The following is a 19,533-nucleotide window of genomic DNA, read 5'->3' as shown; positions in this document are numbered from 1 at the left end:
GTGGCGGGGGGATGCCCATACACCCTGAATAACGGAGTGGAGCAGTGAGATTTCCCTATCAACGTCTGGCCTACATGTTCGATGCATTGCAATCGGAAACGCTGCCTCAGGATGAGCTGGCGAAACGTTTTGCGGTTTCGACACGTACCGTGCGGGCAGATATTACGGCGTTGAATGAGATCCTTGAACATTATGGTGCGCACTTTATCCATAACCGTGGCTTTGGCTACCGATTGATGATCGATGATGCTGAACGCTTTCGTGCTCTACAGCAGCAAAACCGCAAAATGCACCTAACCCCGCGAACTGCCAATGAGCGAGTGCATTACCTGTTAATCCGTTTTCTGACCTCTGCTTTTTCATTGAAGCTGGAAGATTTAGCTGATGAATGGTTCGTTAGCCGTGGCACATTGCAAAATGATATGGCTGAGGTGAGAGAAAGGCTAAACCGATACCATCTGACGATTGAAACCAAGCCACGCTACGGCATGAAATTGTTTGGTGCCGAGTTGGCTGTCCGCACGTGTTTGACCGACCTTTTGTTTCAGCTACATCTGCAAGATGCTGATAACCCATTATTAAAAAATGAGTTTCTTAACATTCAGACTATCCCCGAATTAACGGGATTGCTGCATGAGCTATTGGCGCAATATGCGGTACGGCTAACTGATGAGGGTGAGCACTACCTTATTTTCTACTGTGCTGTGGCGATAAAACGCATCGCCGACGGTTATCCGTTATCAGATTTTGATGCCGAAGATGTGGATGAGGCGGTCAAACTCGCCTCCGGCCGTTTGGCAAATGAGTTGAAACTATTATCGGGCAAAGACATTTCGGCAGCAGAAGAAGCGTATTTGCGGGTCAATATTGCCGCCCGCCGAGTGCAAGTCAGTCAGCCTGGTACCAGTCGCCCCAGTGAAATCAACGCCGATGATGAAGAGACATTGGTGGATTACATCCTCTCTTATATCAACGCCCACTATAACTACAATTTGCAGGGCGATAAGCAGTTACGAATTGATTTACTCACCCATATCAAGACCATGATTACGCGGGTGAAGTATCAAATAACTATCCCTAATCCATTGTTATCCAATATTAAACAGCACTATCCGATGGCTTATGACGTAACACTGGCGGCGGTATCCAGTTGGGGCAAATATACGCCTTATAGCTTGAGTGAGAATGAGATAGGCTATCTGGTACTGCACATCGGTGTTGGGTTGGAACGCCATTACAATATTGGTTATCAACGTCACCCACAGGTGATGTTGGTGTGTGATACCGGTAACTCCACTACCCGAATGATTCAGGCACAGATTGCTCGTAAGTATCCGCAGATCGTGATGACACAAACCATTTCCCTGCGTGATTACGAAAATCTCGACCATATCGACGAAGATTTTATTATTTCTAATTCACGTCTGGCGGAAAAGAATAAGCCGGTGGTAGTAATGTCACCGTTTCCGACTGAATATCAGTTAGAACAACTGGGTAAGTTGGTGCTAGTGGATCGCACTCGCCCTTATATGTTGGAAAAGTTTTTCGACAGTAATCATTTTATGATTATCGACCAGCCGATGACACAAGAGCAGTTATTTAAAAAAGTGTGCAGTCAGTTGGAAGAGGAAGGGTTCGTTGATGCGGACTTTTACCCATCGGTGGTGGAGCGTGAGGCGATTGTCTCCACTATGCTGGGGGAGGGGATTGCACTGCCACACTCACTCGGCCTGTTAGCCAAAAAGACCGTGGTGGTTACCCTGTTGGCTCCCAATGGCATTGCCTGGGGTGATGGTGAGGTAGCCCATGTCATTTTCCTGTTAGCTATCAGTAAAACTGACTATGAAGAAGCGATGGCGATTTACGACTTGTTCGTTACTTTTGTGCGAGAGCGTTCAATGAGCCGTTTATTGAGCAGTCAGCATTTTGATAGCTTCAAGGCGATAGCGATTGATTGTTTGAGTCGAATTTGAGTTATGCCAAAGCAAATTTCTAGCGATGGAATAGAAAAGGCTATCCGTGAGTGGTAGACAGCCGTTGAAAAACCGAGGGGCGTTGGGGCGTATCAGCTATGTAGTGATACGGGTTCTGGTTTGTACAATTTAGTCAGATTTGAAATATCGATGCTCTCTTCTGCTTTCCCTAGATCGTAAGCCGCCTGGAGGCGGAGCCACATTGCCGGAGTGCTTCCCAGAACTGCCGTCAGTTTCACCGCCATTTCCGGTGAAACCGCGGAGTGACAGGAGACAAGCCGCTGCACCGTGGATGGCGCAACACTCACGCGGTTAATAATCAAATCACTGCCAGCCATATCTCCTCACAAACCACCCTTTCACTAACTGCGTTGTCACCATATAGCCGGTTAAGATCACCATCAGCCACGGGAAGTAAGAGAGTGGCAGCGCTTGCAATTGCAGGAATCCAGCCAGTGGAGAGAAGGTTAGCCCGATACCAATGACCACCACCGCCAGTGTCATTAGACATAGCGGCCAAGAGGCGCGGCTCTGGATGAAGGGAATTTTACGGGTACGGATCATATGCACAATTAAGGTCTGGGATAGCAGCCCTTCAACAAACCAACCGGATTGGAACAACGTCTGCATTTCTGGTGTATTGGCTTTAAATACCCACCACATCAGGCAAAAAGTCAGTACGTCAAAAATAGAACTTATCGGACCAAAGAACACCATAAATCGCCCCAAATCGCCGGCGTTCCAGCGTTGTGGCTTTGCCAGTTGCTCTTCATCAACGTTATCGAATGGAATAGCAATCTGCGAAATATCGTACAGCAGATTCTGGATTAACAGATGGAGTGGCAGCATGGGTAGGAAGGGCAAAAATGCGCTAGCAATCAGGACGCTGAAGACGTTACCAAAGTTAGAGCTGGCAGTCATCTTGATGTATTTCAGCATGTTGGCAAATGTGCGGCGGCCTTCAATTACCCCTTGCTCCAGCACCATCAGGCTCTTTTCCAACAAGATGATATCGGCGGCTTCTTTGGCAATATCTACTGCTGAATCTACCGAGATCCCAATATCAGCAGCACGCAGTGCCGGTGCATCATTGATGCCATCCCCCATAAAACCGACCACATGACCGGCATTACGCAGGTTCTGTACGATGCGCTCTTTGTGCATTGGTGTCAGCTTGGCGAACACCGTGGTAGTGCGGGTGGCTTCAGTCAGTTGTGTCTCTGTCATCTGTTCGATATCACTGCCACGCAAGACATGCTCGACAGATAATCCAACATCTTTACATACCTTACGCGCAACTAACTCGTTGTCACCGGTAAGAATTTTGACGTTAACGCCATTGCGTTTTAGCGCCAGTAGCGCCGGCGCTGTGCTCTCTTTCGGCGGATCGAGAAAGGCGATATACCCTTCCAGGATCAGGTCATATTCATCAATAACAGCATAGTTTTGCTGATAAGCCGGCATGATACGGGTGGCAACTGCCACCACCCGCAGTCCTTGCTGGTTCTGTTCATCGGTAATGCGGCGGATGCGTGCCAACAGCGCGTCGGTCAATGGGATAATTTCACTCCCTTGGCGGACATGGCGGCAAATGGACAACATCTCTTCCAGCGCGCCTTTGCAGATAAGTTCGTGATAATCCGCTTTATCACTGACCACCACTGACATGCGACGGCGTTCAAAATCGAATGGGATCTCATCAATTTTGCGGTAACCCGCCAACGTATCGGCCGCCTGAGATTTTGAATCTTTTGACTCAGCCATGGAAGATAACACCGCGACATCCAGCAGATTTTTCAATCCCGTTTGGTAATAACTGTTGAGCCAGGCGTAGTGCAGCACCCGCTCACAGTTGGCCCCGAACACATCGGTGTGGCTTTCCAACACAATTTTATCTTGCGTCAGGGTGCCGGTCTTATCGGTACACAGAATATCCATCGCGCCAAAGTTCTGAATAGCATCTAAGCGCTTGACGATCACTTTCTGCCTGGAGAGTTTCACCGCCCCTTTTGCCAAGGTCGATGTGACGATCATCGGCAGCATTTCCGGGGTTAAACCCACGGCAACAGAGAGCGCAAACAGCGCGGCTTCCCACCAGTCACCTTTGGTAAAACCGTTTATCAACAATACGATAGGTGTCATGACTAGCATAAAGCGAATCAGCAACCAACTGACTTTACTGATGCCACTCTGGAAGGCATTAGGTTGCTCATCCTGATGCGTTACACGCTCTGCCAGCAGACCGAAATAGGTTTGGTTACCGGTGCCCACCACGATAGCCAGTGCCGAACCGCTAACGACATTGGTGCCCATAAAGCACAGCGTGTCTCGTTCGAGTGGATTTTGTTCCTCACACTCACGGCATTGCGCCACTTTCTCAACCGGCAGTGACTCACCGGTTAAGGCGGCCTGACTGATAAACAGATCTTTGGCCACCAGAATACGTAAATCCGCCGGGATCATATCGCCCGCAGATAGTTTGATGATATCGCCGGGCACTAACTGAGAGATCGGTAGCTCGCGATGCTCGCTCTTGCCCGTATGGGCATCACTGCGCACCACGGTTGCGGTATTGCTGACCATGGCTTTTAAAGCATCCGCAGCGCGGTTAGAACGTGCTTCCTGAATAAAATGCATCAGGGTGGAAATTAACACCATGGCACCAATCACCAATGCGGCGGTGAGGTCTTCGGTGGCGTAGGAAATCAGAGCCAGAATGGTGAGCAGCAAGTTAAACGGGTTGCGATAGCAGTGCCATAAGTGGACCCACCAACTGGTAGCTTGCTGATTTTCAATGAGATTACTGCCATTTTGCAGGCGAATGGCTGCTGCTTCTTGTTCCGTTAACCCTTCGGGGTGGCTCTGAAAACGCAGATAAAGTTGTGGTGGCGTTTCATTCGCGCACTGCAAACGTTGTTGAGTCAGCGCTGCGGGCAAATCTTTTGTCGCACTTCCCTGCGGCAAGCCATCTAACATGGTTTCCCGGCGAATTAGGCGGCGAGGCAGGTTACGGCTCAACACATTGAGCAACTGCCGGGTGAAATTTTTAACTTGCATGGTTTGAGCCTTACTGTCATGTCACAAAGCCGTTTGTCGGACGGTCTTTATGTTGCGCCCACGGCAAATCTGCCGTAGAGAGGGCAAAAACATCATCAGCAGAAACTAACGCAAGGACGTGCGTAGTGACCGCTTATCAGATTGTTATCCGATAAAGCAGCCACCCTGAATGGGGAATTACCTTACCGGACACACCAAAAGGTGTAGGTCGAGGGAACAGGGTCCACTGGGTAATTAACCTCCGGTTTTATTTAAAGATTGTTAGCGGCTGTCTAACAGCTAAACAGACATTAAACCGCATCACTGTTCTCGCCACGCCAAAGACCACCCCGACGGTAAGATATGCCGTTAGGGCAGTAATATGCTGCGAGTCATTGGGATATCATGCGCTGAGTCTGATTCTGCGCATGCTAGACTTCCCACAACTTCGGTAATATAAATAATCAGTTTATTATATGTTTCCAAACCTAAACATTAGGTAAACCATGCAAAACCGTTTGACCATAAAGGATATTGCCCGCATGAGTGGAGTTGGAAAATCCACGGTTTCACGGGTATTGAATAACGAAGGTAGCGTCAGTCCACAAACTCGTGAACGAGTGGAAGCTGTCATCCGTCAGCAGGGATTTACCCCGTCCAAATCAGCCCGAGCCATGCGGGGTCAGAGTGATAAAGTTGTGGGTATTATTGTCTCGCGTCTGGATTCGCCATCTGAAAATCAGGCGGTGCGCACGATGCTGCCACTGTTCTATCAGCAAGGTTATGACCCTATCCTGATGGAGAGCCAGTTTGATCCTGAATTAGTCAGTGAACATTTACATGTGTTGCAACAGCGCCATGTAGATGGCGTCATTTTGTTTGGTTTCACTGGGTTAACCGCAGAAATGCTCTCGCCATGGCAGGAACGAATGGTGGTGCTGGCGCGCGAGTATGCGGGTTTTTCTTCCGTATGCTACGACGACGACGGGGCAGTGCGCTTGTTAATGGATAAATTACGTCACGCGGGGCATCGGCATATTAGCTATATTGGCGTGCAGCCGTCGGATGCCACTACCGGTATGCGTCGTCATCAATCTTATCTTGATTACAGCCAACAACATGGCCTGCTACCGACAGTTGCACTGGGTGAACTGAGTTATCAAAGTGGCTTCCAGCTCGCACCTCAGGTGATAAAACCCGATACCTCGGCGCTGGTGTGTGCCTCTGACACTATCGCTATGGGGGTGAGTAAGTATTTACAACAGCAGAGCCTGCAACACATTCAGGTCTGCGGCATTGGTAATACACCGCTGTTGCACTTTTTGTTCCCAAATACCCTGTCAGTCGAGCTGGGTTATGGCACCGCAGGAGTGAAAGCCGCCCAACAATTACTTGATCAACTTAATCATAGTCAATCAATTCAACAAATTATCATTCCTGGTCAACTGGCCTGATTCTTCTTTTCTCGACGTGATGCTATCTGAAATCCCACCCTGTGTGGTGGGAGTGCGTGATGGGCGAACCCATGGTTTACGGCCAATAACATCATAAAAAGTTGTCAAATTGTGATCTCTAACGCAAGTTGGGAACGTTCCCATTCCATAAAAATCAATACATAGCTAATCTTTAATGAGCTGTATATTTAACAGGCTATCGATGTATTTTTTCTTTAAGACTGACCCTACTGCTTTTATTAAGAAAAACGAATAAGTCGCACGTTATCTCACCTTTACGAAAGGTACGTTGAAATGAGCAAAGTAAAACAACAAGATATCGATCAATTGATCGTACTGGTGGGAGGCAGAGATAATATTGCCACCGTCAGCCACTGCATTACCCGGCTACGCTTTGTGTTGAATGACCCCTCTAAAGCTTCACCTAAAGAAATTGAAAATCTGTCGATGGTTAAAGGTTGCTTTACTAATGCCGGGCAATTTCAAGTGGTTATCGGGCCTGAAGTTGACGATTACTATCAAGCGCTGATTGCTAAAATTGGCCTGAATGAAGTGGATAAAGAGCAGACCAAACTGGCTGCACGGCAGAACATGACTTGGTTTGAACGTGGTATTTCTCACTTTGCCGAGATTTTCTTCCCGTTGCTGCCAGCGCTGATAAGCGGAGGCTTGATTCTTGGCTTCCGTAATGTGATTGGCGATATTCCGATGTCTGATGGCAAAACGCTGGCACAGATGTATCCGGCATGGAAAACCATTTACGACTTTCTCTGGTTGCTGGGCGAAGCCATCTTCTTCTACCTACCGGTGGCTATCTGCTGGTCGACAGTGAAGAAAATGGGGGGCACCCCAGTATTGGGGATTGTGTTGGGTATCACCTTGGTATCACCACAACTGATGAACTCCTACCTGCTGGGGCAACAGATCCCCGAAGTTTGGAACTTTGGCTGGTTTACCATTGAGAAAGTAGGTTATCAGGCACAGGTCATTCCATCAATTTTGGCGGGTTTGGCGCTGGGTTGGATTGAAACTAATCTGAAGAAAATTATTCCAGCCTATCTTTATTTGGTGGTGGTGCCGGTAGTTTCCCTGTTGCTGGCGGTATTCCTCGCCCATACGCTTATCGGGCCATTTGGTCGCATGATTGGTGATGGTGTGGCCTGGGGAGTGAAAGCTGTTATGACAGGCAGCTTCGCGCCGATTGGTGCCGCACTGTTTGGCTTCTTGTATGCGCCGCTAGTCATTACCGGCGTGCATCAAACCACGTTAGCCATTGATATGCAGATGATTCAGAGCATGGGCGGTACACCGGTATGGCCGCTGATTGCGCTGTCTAACATCGCACAGGCATCTGCGGTATTGGGCATTATTATCATTAGCCGCAAGATCAATGAGCGCGAAATATCGGTACCTGCGGCAATTTCAGCCTATCTGGGTGTCACAGAACCGGCAATGTACGGTATCAACCTCAAATATCGCTTCCCGATGTTGTGCGCCATGATTGGTTCTGCGTTGGCGGGCCTCATTTGTGGTCTGACTGGGGTGATGGCGAACGGTATTGGTGTCGGTGGCCTGCCTGGTATTTTATCCATCAAACCACAGTTCTGGGCGATTTATGCTGTGGCAATGTTAGTGGCGATCGTGGTGCCATTGGTGCTGACTATACTGGTTTACAAACGTAAAGAGAGTCGTGGCGAATTACCGGTCTAAATCGTATTCCTCCGCCAAAGGTTATCCTGTGGCGGAGCTGTTTCTTTAATTTTCTCTGTTTTTACTACGAATAAGAGTCTGCTATGAATAATCCTATCCCTTGGTGGCAAAACGGCGTCATTTATCAGATTTACCCGAAGAGTTTTCAGGATAGCACCGGTAATGGCTATGGTGACCTGGCTGGCGTGACGCAAAGGTTGGATTATCTGCACAAACTCGGCGTTGATGCCCTCTGGTTGACACCGATTTATGTCTCGCCACAAGTGGATAACGGCTATGACGTTGCCGACTACTGTGCCATTGACCCTGCTTACGGCAGCTTAGATGATTTCAAAACTTTGGTTGCGGCTGCTCATCAGCGGGGTATTCGTATCGTAATGGATATGGTGTTCAATCATACCTCGACTGAACATGCCTGGTTTAAAGCATCAGCGGAGCGCAACAGCCCGTACCGTCAGTTCTATATTTGGCGTGATGGTGAGGGTGATAATTTACCGAATAACTGGCGCTCGAAATTTGGTGGTAATGCCTGGCAATGGCATGCTGAAAGCGGCCAATATTATCTGCACCTGTTCGCTACCGAGCAGGCGGATCTTAATTGGGAGCACCAGCCGGTACGTGATGAACTGAAGAAAGTGTGCGAGTTTTGGGCTGATATTGGTGTGGATGGTTTGCGCCTGGATGTAATTAATCTGGTATCCAAACAGCAAGACTTCCCGGATGATTTTGCGGGTGATGGCCGCCGTTTCTATACCGATGGCCCCCGTATCCACGAATTTTTACAAGAAATGAGCCGTGATGTGTTTCAACCGCGCGGCCTGATGACAGTTGGCGAGATGTCGTCCACCCGCCTTGAGCATTGCCAGCGTTATGCCGCATTGGGCGGGGATGAGCTGTCGATGACCTTTAATTTCCATCATCTAAAAGTGGATTATCTTAATGGGGCCAAATGGTCGCTAATGCCGCCGGATCGGGTGGAACTCAAACAGATATTTAACCAGTGGCAGCAGGGGATGCATAACCGTGCGTGGAACGCGTTGTTCTGGTGTAATCACGACCAGCCGCGCATTGTATCGCGCTTTGGTGACGAAGGTGCACTGCGCGTGCCAGCGGCCAAGATGCTGGCAATGGTGCTGCATGGTATGCAAGGTACGCCATATATCTACCAAGGCGAAGAGATTGGCATGACCAATCCTAATTTTACCTCGATTAATCAATACCGTGATGTCGAAAGTCTGAATATGTTTGCTGAGCTGAGTGCACAAGATCGCGATCCTGACGAGTTATTAGCGATTCTGGCAGCCAAATCTCGTGATAATAGTCGTACCCCGATGCAATGGGATCGCAGCCGTAATGCCGGTTTCAGTCAGGGAACCCCATGGATCGAACCCTGCAGTAACTATGCTGAAATTAATGTTGATAGCGCGCTGGCTGATGCTGACTCGGTGTTTTATGCCTATCAATATCTGATAGCCCTGCGTAAACAACATGATGTGTTCACTTTTGGTGACTATCGTGATCTCTGCCCGCAACATCCAGAGTTGTGGTGCTACTTGCGCCACTGGCAGGGTAAACAGTTGTTGGTGGTGGCTAACCTGAGCGGTGAACCGCAACAGTGGCAGCCAGAGGAGATTGCGCTGGACGGTAACTGGCAATTGTTGATGAGCAGCTACGGCGAAAGTGCTTTCCAGCCGCAGGAGATGGTGTTGCGGGCATATGAGGGGATTTATTGGGTGAGGGAATGATTCAGTTCAGATCAGTGGCTTCTCTCCTTGCTCGGCAGCTCAAATGTGCTTTTAACTTCAAAGGCCAATTCAAAACAAAACGCTATGGTTTTGATTCTGACTCTCTTTTGACGTTGAGCGCAATCAGGAATATTGCCGACGAGGATGGAGGCCGCAATGGTTAGGTGAACACTGAATGCATATCAACCGAAACCAGAGCCTATCCATCACCAAAACTAAATCACTCTCCCAGCTTTAGCGCGGGTAACTGCGCAAAAATACTCACTAGCCCCTCGCCCCAGCCCTTACGGATCATCATAAAGTAGGGGTGATCTTCGGTGATGCGATATTGCTGTTCGGTACTGAAACTATCGAGTGAATAGATCATCACATCTAGCGGTAAACCGACGGATAAATTACTGCGCAAGGTTGAGTCCATCGAGATCAACGCGCACTGCATGGCCTGATCCAACGTGGTGTGGTAATTCAACACCCGATCAATAATCGGTTTGCCGTACTTACTTTCGCCAATTTGAAAATAGGGCGTGTCCTGCGTGGCTTCAATAAAGTTACCCTGCGGATAAATATGAAACAGCCGCAGTCCTTCACCTTTAATTTGCCCGCCTAACAACAGGTTACAGTTAAAATCGGTTCCGCCGCTGTTTTGCTGCGCACCGCTGTCTCGGTTAATCACCTCGCGCACCGTCTCGCCCAGAAGTGTTGCGGCCTCATACATCGAGCGCACATTCAGCAGGTTAGTTTGTTCCGGGTCCAGACAGCGGCGTTGCAGCAAACTGACAATACTCTGTGTGGTTGCCAGATTCCCCGCACTTTGCACCACCAGCGTTCGTTCACCCTCTTGCTGAAACAGGTGTAACTTGCGAAAAGTGGAAATATGATCCACCCCGGCATTGGTACGGGAGTCAGAGGCAAACACTAACCCGGATGACAGCCGCATGGCCACACAGTAGGTCATAACACATTATCCTTAGAGCCTATCTCACTAGAGCTATTTTATTTGCCAGCAACGCGCTTTATTGCGACATATCGCGTCGCGGGTTAGATAACATATGTACGGCTGCGATGGTCTGCATATCTTCAAAGCCACCACCACGGCGAATACCTCGCACCGGGCAGGCATCCAGATAATCAATGCCCACCGCCAGTTTTAAATGCTGGTTCGGTTGACAGGTATTATTGGTGACATCAAAGCTCTGCCAGTGTCCATTCAGCCACACTTCTGCCCATGCGTGGGTCGCGACATGACTGGAGGATTCTGTATAAAGATAGCCGCTCACATAGCGTGCCGGAATATTTAAACTTCGGCAACAGGCAAGAAAGACGTGGGTGTGATCCTGACAGACCCCTTGTTCGGCGGCAAAAGCTTGTGCCGCACTGTCCTGTACCGTGGTGGTACCGGGGCTATAGGGCATTTTTGCCAGCAATTCACCCATCATTTGCGTCAGGCAGTCTAATTGCGCATCGGCGTGGGTAGCACCCTGACAATAACCTGAAGCAAACTGGCGAATGGCGGCATCTGGCTGAGTCAATGGGCTGTGGCGAAGAAAGACCAGTGGAGAGAGGTGGTCGCCGCTGTCATCTTCTACATTGTCTGCAATCTCTACCACGCCCTGAGCTTGAATGGTGATGGCTTGATGAGGCTTATCCAGGGTGAGTACATGTAGCACATTACCAAAGGCATCCGTGGTACAAATGGCCTCTTCCGGTAAGGTCAGTTGCCAGGATAAAATGCGCTGGTGGGCTGAATCCTGTGGGGTCAGGCGCAGATACTGAGTGCTGTGTTGCACCTGTTGTGCATAGGTGTAATGGGTGCTGTGATCGACATTCAGTCTCATTGGACCTCCAGATAGGTTTGGCGGATGCTGTCAGCGATAGCGTTGATCTTGCCTAAAAAATCCATCAGATAGCTGTGTAATCCGTCGGCCATCACATCCGTAATGCTGCTAAATCGCAGCTCAGCAAGCAAAATATTGACCAGCCGCCGAGGTTGGTTGCTACGATTGCCACCAATCAACGCCAACTGCTGTTCCATATCGTTAATGCAAGCCAGCAGCGAACGCGGGATCTCATTGCGTAAAATCAGTAACTCAGCAATCGCCTCCCGACTCAGTTGCTGCTTATATAAACTGTGGTATGCCTCCCGAGCACTGACGGCGCGTAATAAGGTGTCCATCCGGTAGTATTCGCGTACCGGGTCATCGTCGCTATCCAGTAATTGGTTTTTCACATCCAATAGGCGCGCGGTGCTGTCAGCCCGTTCAATCAAGGTACCCAATCGAATAAAATACAGTGCATCACTGCGCAGCAAGGTGCCATATACCGCACCGCGAAATAGATGTGAGCGCTCCTTAACCCAATCAAAAAAGGCATCAATTCCGGTAGCGCTGATACCTTGGCGGCGTAGCTGTTTCATCTCAATCCAGGTGGCATTGATACTTTCCCAAACCTCGGACGATAAGCTGCCGCGTACTGCATGGGCATTGTTCCACGCCATCTGCAAACAACTAAAAATACTGCTGGGGTTGTTGCTGTCGAGCACGAAGAAATTCAACAGGTGGGTCATCGAGACCTGCGGATAGTGCTCGATAAACAGTGTCTGGGTGTTGCTCAGGCTGAGTGGCACCAGTAGATCAAAATTCACCCGATTGCTGGTTGGCATCATCGATAACCGGTTGGTGACATCCAGCACCCTGGTGATGTTTTCTGCCCGCTCCAGATAGCGGGCCATCCAATAAAGCTCACTGGCAGTTCGGCTTAGCATGCATCGTCCTCCAATACCCAGGTATCCTTGGTTCCGCCACCTTGCGAAGAGTTAACGACCAACGACCCTTCTGCCAGTGCGACTCGGGTTAAGCCCCCAGGCACTAAACGAATTTCTGCACCACACAGGGCAAAAGGACGTAAATCAATATGGCGCGGCGCAAGTCCGCTATTCACAAAGGTCGGGCAGGTAGAAAGGGCGAGGGTTTCTTGTGCGATGTAATTTTGTGGTCGCGCCAAGAGTAATTGGCGGAATTGGGCTATTTCAGCTTGTGTCGCCGCAGGGCCAATCAACATGCCATATCCCCCGGCGCCATGAACTTCTTTCACTACCATCTGATCCAGATTAGCTAATACATATGAAAGATCAGTGGGTTGACGGCATTGCCAGGTGGGAACATTCGCCAGAATAGGTTCTTCGGAAAGATAAAAACGAATCATTTCAGGGACATAAGGATAGATGGATTTATCATCGGCGACGCCAGTACCAATCGCATTAGCCAATACCACCCCACCTGCGCGATATACCGACAGTAGTCCGGGGACACCGAGCATGGAGTCAGGGCGGAAAGCCAGCGGATCGAGGAAGGCATCATCCACCCGCCGGTAGACAACATCGACTTTGCAGGGGCCTGCGGTAGTTCGCATAAATACTGCCCCTTCTTTGACAAATAAGTCAGCACTTTCAACCAGTTCAACCCCCATCTGTTGAGCCAAAAAACTGTGTTCAAAATAGGCACTGTTAAAGCGCCCCGGGGTTAGCACCACGACGGTGGGGTCGTTGACCGGTGTGCTTTCGCGCAGCGTTTGTAACAGGTGAGAAGGGTAGCGCTCAACAGGTGCGATGCGTTGTTGTGCAAACAACTCCGGGTAGAGCCGCATCATCATTTTACGGTTTTCCAGCATATACGAGACGCCGGACGGGGTACGCAGGTTATCTTCCAGCACGTAATAGAGACCATCGTTGTTGCGGACCATATCCACACCGATGATATGTGCATAAGTATTACGGTGCAGGTTCACCCCTTGCATACAGGGCTGATATTGGTCATTCGCCAGCACTTGTTCGGCCGGAATAATGCCCGCTTTCAGGATATGTTGTTCATGGTAAATATCATGTAAGAACGCATTCAACGCTTGTACGCGCTGGCGAATGCCGCGATCCAGCATTTGCCATTCGCTGGCGGGAATAATGCGTGGCACGCTATCGAACGGTATTAATCGCTCTGCGCCATCATCGTCACCATACACATTAAAGGTAATGCCTACCCGGTGAAATAGCAGTGCAGCTTCTTCACGCTTACGCGCAATGGTTAGCTGATCGGCCTGTTGTAACCATTGCCAATAGGCATCGTAATGGCCTCGGTGTTGCCCCTCAGCCAGTAACATTTCATCGAAAAATCGTGATACGGAAAGGTCGATGTTCAGCATTATCACCTCGCTAACAGAACAGGCTGTATTGGTGATCAGGCATAAACTGTGCCAGCTCGTAAAACAGGCAAAATAAAGGGGATTAGAGCGATTTCAGCCCTATTAGGGTGCAATTAGTGAGTGTAGTGCATTATTACCGAGCAGAAAGTTGCCACATCATGATCATGATGATCTGCAATAGCGCATTGTGAAAGGCACAGAGAAAATATTAGCAGGATAACAATAAAAAACGGCTGGTAATCACCAGCCGTAGACGCAATGACATCAGAATTAACGACGTACCGCGATAGCTTCGATTTCGATCTTCACATCTTTTGGCAGACGCGCAACTTCAACACATGAACGCGCAGGGAATGGCGCATTGTGTTCAGTAAAGAAAGCTTCGTAAGTGGCATTAACGGTGGTGAAGTCATTCAGATCTTTCACAAATACAGTGGTTTTCACGATATCGGCAACTTTCAAACCCGCTGCTTCAACGATAGCTTTTACATTCTCCAGTGACTGACGCGTCTGTGCTGATACATCATCGGCGACCAAACCTGTTTTTGGATCAACAGGGATCTGGCCTGACGTGAGGATCATACTACCCAGATCGACACCTTGAACATAAGGGCCGATGGCGGCAGGGGCGAGCTCAGTGCTGATATTGCGTGACATGTTGACTCCTGGTTACGTAATGCGGAAGGAACCCGTCATCTTTCATGTTGCTGGTATATTGGCTGCGCTCATCGGGACTATAAGCCTCATCCTACGGGCCAGCGTTTGCCGCTTTCCTGCACCATGAAATCTATTGGGTTTAATTATTTCTATATTATAAAGACGGGGTGGGTTACGGCAACCCACGCGAATCAAATTTGCGATGTTGCATTGCTGCGAATATTGCCACTATTGTAAATATTAACGGGCAGCAATATTCGCTTAAGCCGAGCATTAATCCGCTTGCAGCACTACCTGGTGATCAAACTCTTTCTCGCAATATTTACATTTAAGGTGGATTTCACCTTGTTGCGCTTTTACTTTAAAGCTGGAGTCGACTGGCTCATTGTGGCTGATGCAGTTACTGTTTGGGCAAGTGAGAACGCCATCGATCTGCTCTGGCAGGCTTAGGGTCAGTTTCTTCACCACTTCGTAGTTATCGATGCGGTTAACGGTAGCATCCGGTGCATACATCGCCAGTTGGTTGGCTTGTTGCTCTGTCAGGAAGGTATTTTCTATTTTAATCAAATCCTTACGACCTGACCGTTTAGACGGTAGATTCAATCCAATAGTAATACGTTGATCAGTGGCGGTCAGTTTGAACAGCGACAACAATTTAAAGCCGATTTGTGCCGGAATATGGTCAATCACAGTGCCACATTTAATCGCTTCAACCTGTAGTTTGTAATCCTGAGTCATGTTCAATCCCCCTTAAAGAGCCAATTCTGCGTTTAAAACCAGTGCCAGCAGTGCCTGACGTGCGAAAATCCCGTTACCTGCCTGTTGGAAATAGTAGGCATAAGGGGTCTTATCGACATCGGTGGTTATTTCATCAATTCTTGGCAGCGGGTGTAGCACTTTGAGATTCTCTTTCGCGCCATTCAAATCAGCCGCCCGCAAGATAAACTGTGCTTTGACATTGGCATACTCTGACGGGTCAAGGCGCTCTTTTTGCACCCGGGTCATGTAGAGAATATCCAGTTCTGGCACCACTTCTTCAATGCTTTCGTGCAGGCTGTATTCGATACCTTTTTCTGCCAGCATTTGCAGAATATAAGCAGGCATTGCCAGAGCATCCGGGGCGATAAAGAAGAAGCGATTGCCGGTGAATTTGGCTAGCGCCTGCGTGAGTGAGTGCACGGTACGGCCATATTTCAGGTCGCCGACCATGGCGATATTGATGTTATCCAGCCGGCCTTGGGTTTCCTGGATGGTGAACAGATCGAGCAGCGTTTGCGTCGGGTGCTGGTTTGCACCGTCACCGGCATTAACTACCGGTACATTCCCCGAGAACTGAGCGGCCAGACGGGCGGCCCCTTCTTGTGGGTGACGCATGACAATGGCATCCACATAGGTACTGATGACTGACATAGTATCTGCCAGTGTCTCGCCTTTTTTGCCAAGGGAGGTATTACTGCTATCAGAAAAACCGACCACTGAGGCACCTAAACGGTGTATGGAGGTTTCAAATGACAAACGAGTGCGGGTCGAGGCTTCGAAAAAGCAACTGGCGATCACTTTGTGTTTTAGCAACTCAGGTTGCGGACTACTTTTCAGGCTGGCGGCGGTACGCAGCACCAACTCCAGTTCGTCGCGACATAAATCGTTAATTGAGATGATATGTTTGTGATACAACGTGTTGGCCATTTTTCGCTCTCCTCTATGACCCGTTATACTTCCAGCTGCATGTGTGTTGGCTGCTTTCGCTCACCCCGGTGACTTACTTGTCGTTGACCTTAAAATAAATAAGCTCCTGGGGATTTACTCAATTGCCGCCTTCCTGCAACTCGAATTATTTAGGGTATATATTTTAATTGGTGATAATGCTTAATTCGGCACCGATCAGCAGACAAAAAAAAGCCCCTCAACGAGGGGCCTTACGGGATCGGTTTAGCAACGGGAGAAAGAACGGCAGTTGGCTGCCTGTTGGCAGGCAATTTTGTCGACCATCGAGAGGGTCATTTTCAACAAAACGCACTTGGCTTTCCATCATATCTCCCGGCAAATTGTGGCGAATTATACTCGCGTGTGGTTTCTCTGCAAGGGGTAAAAGCCGCATTTTTGCGATTAGCAAACGATTACTCATCAGGATTGGTTTCAATTATCTGATGATTAACGCCAATGGCCGCCCTCTGGATGGCATTATCACCAGAGGGAATACAACCTGATTTTGTCGCCCGCTATTCAAGTGATTTGACTAGCTTGCCAGGTAAATTACCGAGGATGAAATCATTGATGATACTGTCAAAATCCTTATCGCTCTTAAAGCCTAATGCTTTGGCATAATGTGCTGCGAAATCCCCAGGCCAAGAGCTTACGATTTTCTCAATTAAGGGATCTTGCTGAATCTTAATGTGATCAGCGACAGCGTCACCTGCAATACGCCGCAATGCATCAATCATTTGCTGTACGGTAATAGATAGCCCAGGCAAATTAATCACCCGCCCACCCTTAAGTTGACTGGTATCCAATTGGTGACCATGGATAAGATTATTAATTGCCATCTTCGGCGATAGCAGCCATAACGGTGTTTGCAGGCTAACAGGGCAAACCACGTCAATACCTTGCAACGGCTCACGGATAATGCCGCTGGCAAAACTGGAGGCCGCGCGGTTTGGTTTTCCTGGGCGTACCACAATGGTTGGCATACGCAGGCTACGACCATCAACAAATCCCCGGCGGCTATAGTCTGCTAACAATAAATCGTTTAATGCTTTTTGCGTACCATAGGAACTCTGAGGCGACCATACCTGTTCATCCGGCACGACAGCCGGTAACTCACCGCCAAATACCGCTACTGAACTGGTGATAATCACTTTAGGGCAGTGTCCAAGCTGACGAGCGCGCTCGAGTAAACTGCGGGTAGCATCAAAATTGATCCGCATACCCAAATCAAAATCTTCTTCTGCCTGACTGGAGACAATCGCTGCCAGGTGGAAAACGGTGTCAACGTGTTGATTAAAAACGCTGGCAAGCCAGTGCGGATCAGCGATATCACCGCAAAAAACCTGTACCCGTTCATCTGTAATCGCCTCCAGAGGCACCACATCACAGGCTATAATTTTACTGATCCGACGCTGCTGACCTTGCTGGTCGGTTAGATAATCCTGTGTCAGTAAATGTTCAATCAACCGACGACCAAGAAAGCCCGCAGCTCCTGTTACCATTATGTTCATCGTCTTATCCTTTATCTGCATTGTTAGCGGTTTACTGTCTTGGCCGGGACTAAAAATACGAGCGCCGCACCAATAAATAGCATGGTGGAAATAATCAGCATTCCGGTAGTGGTGCTTTGGGTCAGGTCTTTCAGGTAGCCCATCATATAAGGTGCGACAAAGCCTGCCAGGTTGCCCCAGGAGTTAATCAGAGCGATGCCGGCTGCGGCTGCGGTTCCACCGAGGAACGCAGTTGGCAGGCTCCAAAATAGTGGCAAGGTACTCAATGCCCCCATGGCACCCAGAGTTAAGCCCATCATGGCAATAACGATGTTGTCACTGAAACTGGCGGAAATAATCATCCCGATCCCGCCCAATGTCGCGGTTAAAGCCAGATGCCAGCGCCGTTCGCGCAAACGGTCAGCACTACGTGATACTACGATCATGGTCAGAGCGGCGGCACCGTAAGGAATGGCACTTAACAAACCAATGCTCAGTACGTCTTTTACCCCACTCTCTTTGATCAGTGTCGGTAACCAGAAGCCGATAGTGTAGAAACCTGCAATCAGGCAGAAATAGATAAGCGTGAGCAACCAGACTCGGGGTTGCAGGAAAATCTCTTTCAGGCTGCTGTGGACATGATGTTGTGTGTCGTTATCAATGTTGGTCTGTAAGATCTTTTTCTCTTCGTCGGTTAGCCATTTGGCATGACTGATACGGTCAGTCAGTTTAAAAATCACCAAAATACCGATTAAAACGGATGGGATACCTTCCAGGATAAACATCCATTGCCAACCTGCAAAGCCATGGAATCCATTAAATGCGCCCATGATCCAACCCGATAACGGTGCGCCTATCACGCCGGATAATGGAACGGCGGTGGCGAATAAGGCGTACATGCGGCCACGGCGGTTAGTTGGGAACCAATAAGAAAGATAAAGAATGACGCCGGGATAGAATCCAGCCTCTGCAATTCCCAGCAAGCAACGCATTACGTAAAATGACATCGGTGTGGTGACAAAAGCCATCCCTGCCGAGATGATGCCCCAGGTGATCATAATACGCGCAATCCACAACCGTGCCCCTACGCGGTGCAGCATCAGGTTACTGGGGATTTCCAGAAAGAAGTAGGCAATAAAAAAGATCCCGGCGCCGAATCCATACACCGCCTCTGAAAATTGTAAGTCATCCGCCATCTGCAATTTGGCGAAGCCAACGTTAACCCGATCTAAATAAGCGACGACATAGCACAGCATCAGTAAGGGTAAAATATGCCACGCAGCCTTGCGATAGGCATGGTTCTCCGCGGGGACCACGTTAGGTATCACTAATTGTTCAGTGGGTGATTCAGACATGATGGAGCCTCTTATTTTAGTTATTTGCAGGGGAACAAGGTTCAGCGAAAATCCGTTTGGTTATCGCGCTGGCGTTGTACAGAAATAGAGGATGTTAATTTTAGTTATTTAATGTTTAATAAAGTTAAAAGTAAGGGTTTTTTCAGCAAGTAAATGCGATTAAACTCACAATTGTTAACAATAGGTAAAGGAGGTAATGTAATGCTTTGATTTAAAGT

Annotated in this window: 15 protein-coding genes; 4 read left to right on the top strand and 11 right to left on the bottom strand. The window is 48.8% G+C overall.

All coding sequences use genetic code 11. From position 1 onward, the window contains the following. The first annotated feature begins 44 nt into the window (after positions 1-44). Complete coding sequence (locus Q2T72_RS19525) at positions 45-1,973, top strand: transcription antiterminator (protein WP_372569701.1); 1,929 nt, start codon at positions 45-47, stop codon at positions 1,971-1,973. Positions 1,974-2,065: 92 nt separating this feature from the next. Here the strand turns inward: Q2T72_RS19525 and Q2T72_RS19520 are convergent, their stop codons facing one another. After that, positions 2,066-2,311, bottom strand: a complete 246-nt coding sequence (locus Q2T72_RS19520; protein ID WP_372569700.1) for a HigA family addiction module antitoxin — start codon at positions 2,309-2,311, stop codon at positions 2,066-2,068. Then, positions 2,298-5,030 (bottom strand): magnesium-translocating P-type ATPase, encoded by a 2,733-nt coding sequence (mgtA, locus tag Q2T72_RS19515; protein ID WP_372569699.1) that lies wholly within the window; start codon positions 5,028-5,030, stop codon positions 2,298-2,300. Before mgtA ends, Q2T72_RS19520 begins: the two co-directional genes overlap by 14 nt. A 485-nt stretch (positions 5,031-5,515) precedes the next feature. Between mgtA and treR the strand changes: the two genes are divergently transcribed. The 3 genes from treR (at position 5,516) to treC (ending at position 9,918) form a co-directional block, all read left to right on the top strand. Then, positions 5,516-6,463 carry a trehalose operon repressor TreR gene (gene treR, locus Q2T72_RS19510; RefSeq protein ID WP_083162240.1) on the top strand — a complete coding sequence of 316 codons (948 nt, stop codon included), beginning with the start codon at positions 5,516-5,518 and terminating at the stop codon, positions 6,461-6,463. A gap of 294 nt (positions 6,464-6,757) precedes the next feature. After that, positions 6,758-8,173, top strand: a complete 1,416-nt coding sequence (gene treB, locus Q2T72_RS19505) for a PTS trehalose transporter subunit IIBC (protein ID WP_083162242.1) — start codon at positions 6,758-6,760, stop codon at positions 8,171-8,173. Positions 8,174-8,256: 83 nt separating this feature from the next. After that, complete coding sequence (gene treC / locus Q2T72_RS19500) at positions 8,257-9,918, top strand: alpha,alpha-phosphotrehalase (RefSeq protein ID WP_372569698.1); 1,662 nt, start codon at positions 8,257-8,259, stop codon at positions 9,916-9,918. 220 nt (positions 9,919-10,138) lie between these two features. Here the strand turns inward: treC and Q2T72_RS19495 are convergent, their stop codons facing one another. The 9 genes from Q2T72_RS19495 to Q2T72_RS19455 form a co-directional block, all read right to left on the bottom strand. Further along, complete coding sequence (locus Q2T72_RS19495) at positions 10,139-10,873, bottom strand: proteasome-type protease (protein ID WP_083162246.1); 735 nt, start codon at positions 10,871-10,873, stop codon at positions 10,139-10,141. A 58-nt stretch (positions 10,874-10,931) separates the two neighbouring features. Beyond that, on the bottom strand, positions 10,932-11,753 hold the full coding sequence (locus Q2T72_RS19490) for a transglutaminase domain-containing protein (RefSeq protein ID WP_372560426.1): 822 nt from the start codon (positions 11,751-11,753) through the stop codon (positions 10,932-10,934). Continuing rightward, complete coding sequence (locus Q2T72_RS19485; protein WP_083162250.1) at positions 11,750-12,679, bottom strand: alpha-E domain-containing protein; 930 nt, start codon at positions 12,677-12,679, stop codon at positions 11,750-11,752. Before Q2T72_RS19485 ends, Q2T72_RS19490 begins: the two co-directional genes overlap by 4 nt. Further along, positions 12,673-14,109 carry a circularly permuted type 2 ATP-grasp protein gene (locus Q2T72_RS19480; protein ID WP_372569697.1) on the bottom strand — a complete coding sequence of 479 codons (1,437 nt, stop codon included), beginning with the start codon at positions 14,107-14,109 and terminating at the stop codon, positions 12,673-12,675. Before Q2T72_RS19480 ends, Q2T72_RS19485 begins: the two co-directional genes overlap by 7 nt. A gap of 270 nt (positions 14,110-14,379) precedes the next feature. Beyond that, a complete protein-coding gene (gene ridA, locus Q2T72_RS19475) occupies positions 14,380-14,766 on the bottom strand; it encodes a 2-iminobutanoate/2-iminopropanoate deaminase (protein ID WP_083162254.1) in 387 nt (128 codons plus the stop codon). A gap of 273 nt (positions 14,767-15,039) precedes the next feature. Beyond that, complete coding sequence (gene pyrI, locus Q2T72_RS19470; protein ID WP_083162256.1) at positions 15,040-15,504, bottom strand: aspartate carbamoyltransferase regulatory subunit; 465 nt, start codon at positions 15,502-15,504, stop codon at positions 15,040-15,042. A gap of 12 nt (positions 15,505-15,516) precedes the next feature. After that, positions 15,517-16,452 (bottom strand): aspartate carbamoyltransferase, encoded by a 936-nt coding sequence (gene pyrB, locus Q2T72_RS19465; RefSeq protein ID WP_083162258.1) that lies wholly within the window; start codon positions 16,450-16,452, stop codon positions 15,517-15,519. A gap of 533 nt (positions 16,453-16,985) precedes the next feature. After that, the gene (gene denD, locus Q2T72_RS19460; RefSeq protein ID WP_083162260.1) at positions 16,986-17,981 is read right to left on the bottom strand and encodes a D-erythronate dehydrogenase; all 996 of its coding nucleotides are present in this window, start codon (positions 17,979-17,981) and stop codon (positions 16,986-16,988) included. 23 nt (positions 17,982-18,004) lie between these two features. Then, complete coding sequence (locus tag Q2T72_RS19455; RefSeq protein WP_083162262.1) at positions 18,005-19,315, bottom strand: MFS transporter; 1,311 nt, start codon at positions 19,313-19,315, stop codon at positions 18,005-18,007. Positions 19,316-19,533 lie beyond the last annotated feature (218 nt).

The organism is Yersinia sp. 2466 StPb PI (genome assembly GCF_041538325.1).
Taxonomy (GTDB): Bacteria; Pseudomonadota; Gammaproteobacteria; order Enterobacterales; family Enterobacteriaceae; genus Yersinia; species Yersinia enterocolitica_E.
The sequence above is the reverse complement of the archived record's forward strand: the minus strand, read 5'-3'. Positions and strand labels throughout refer to the sequence as shown.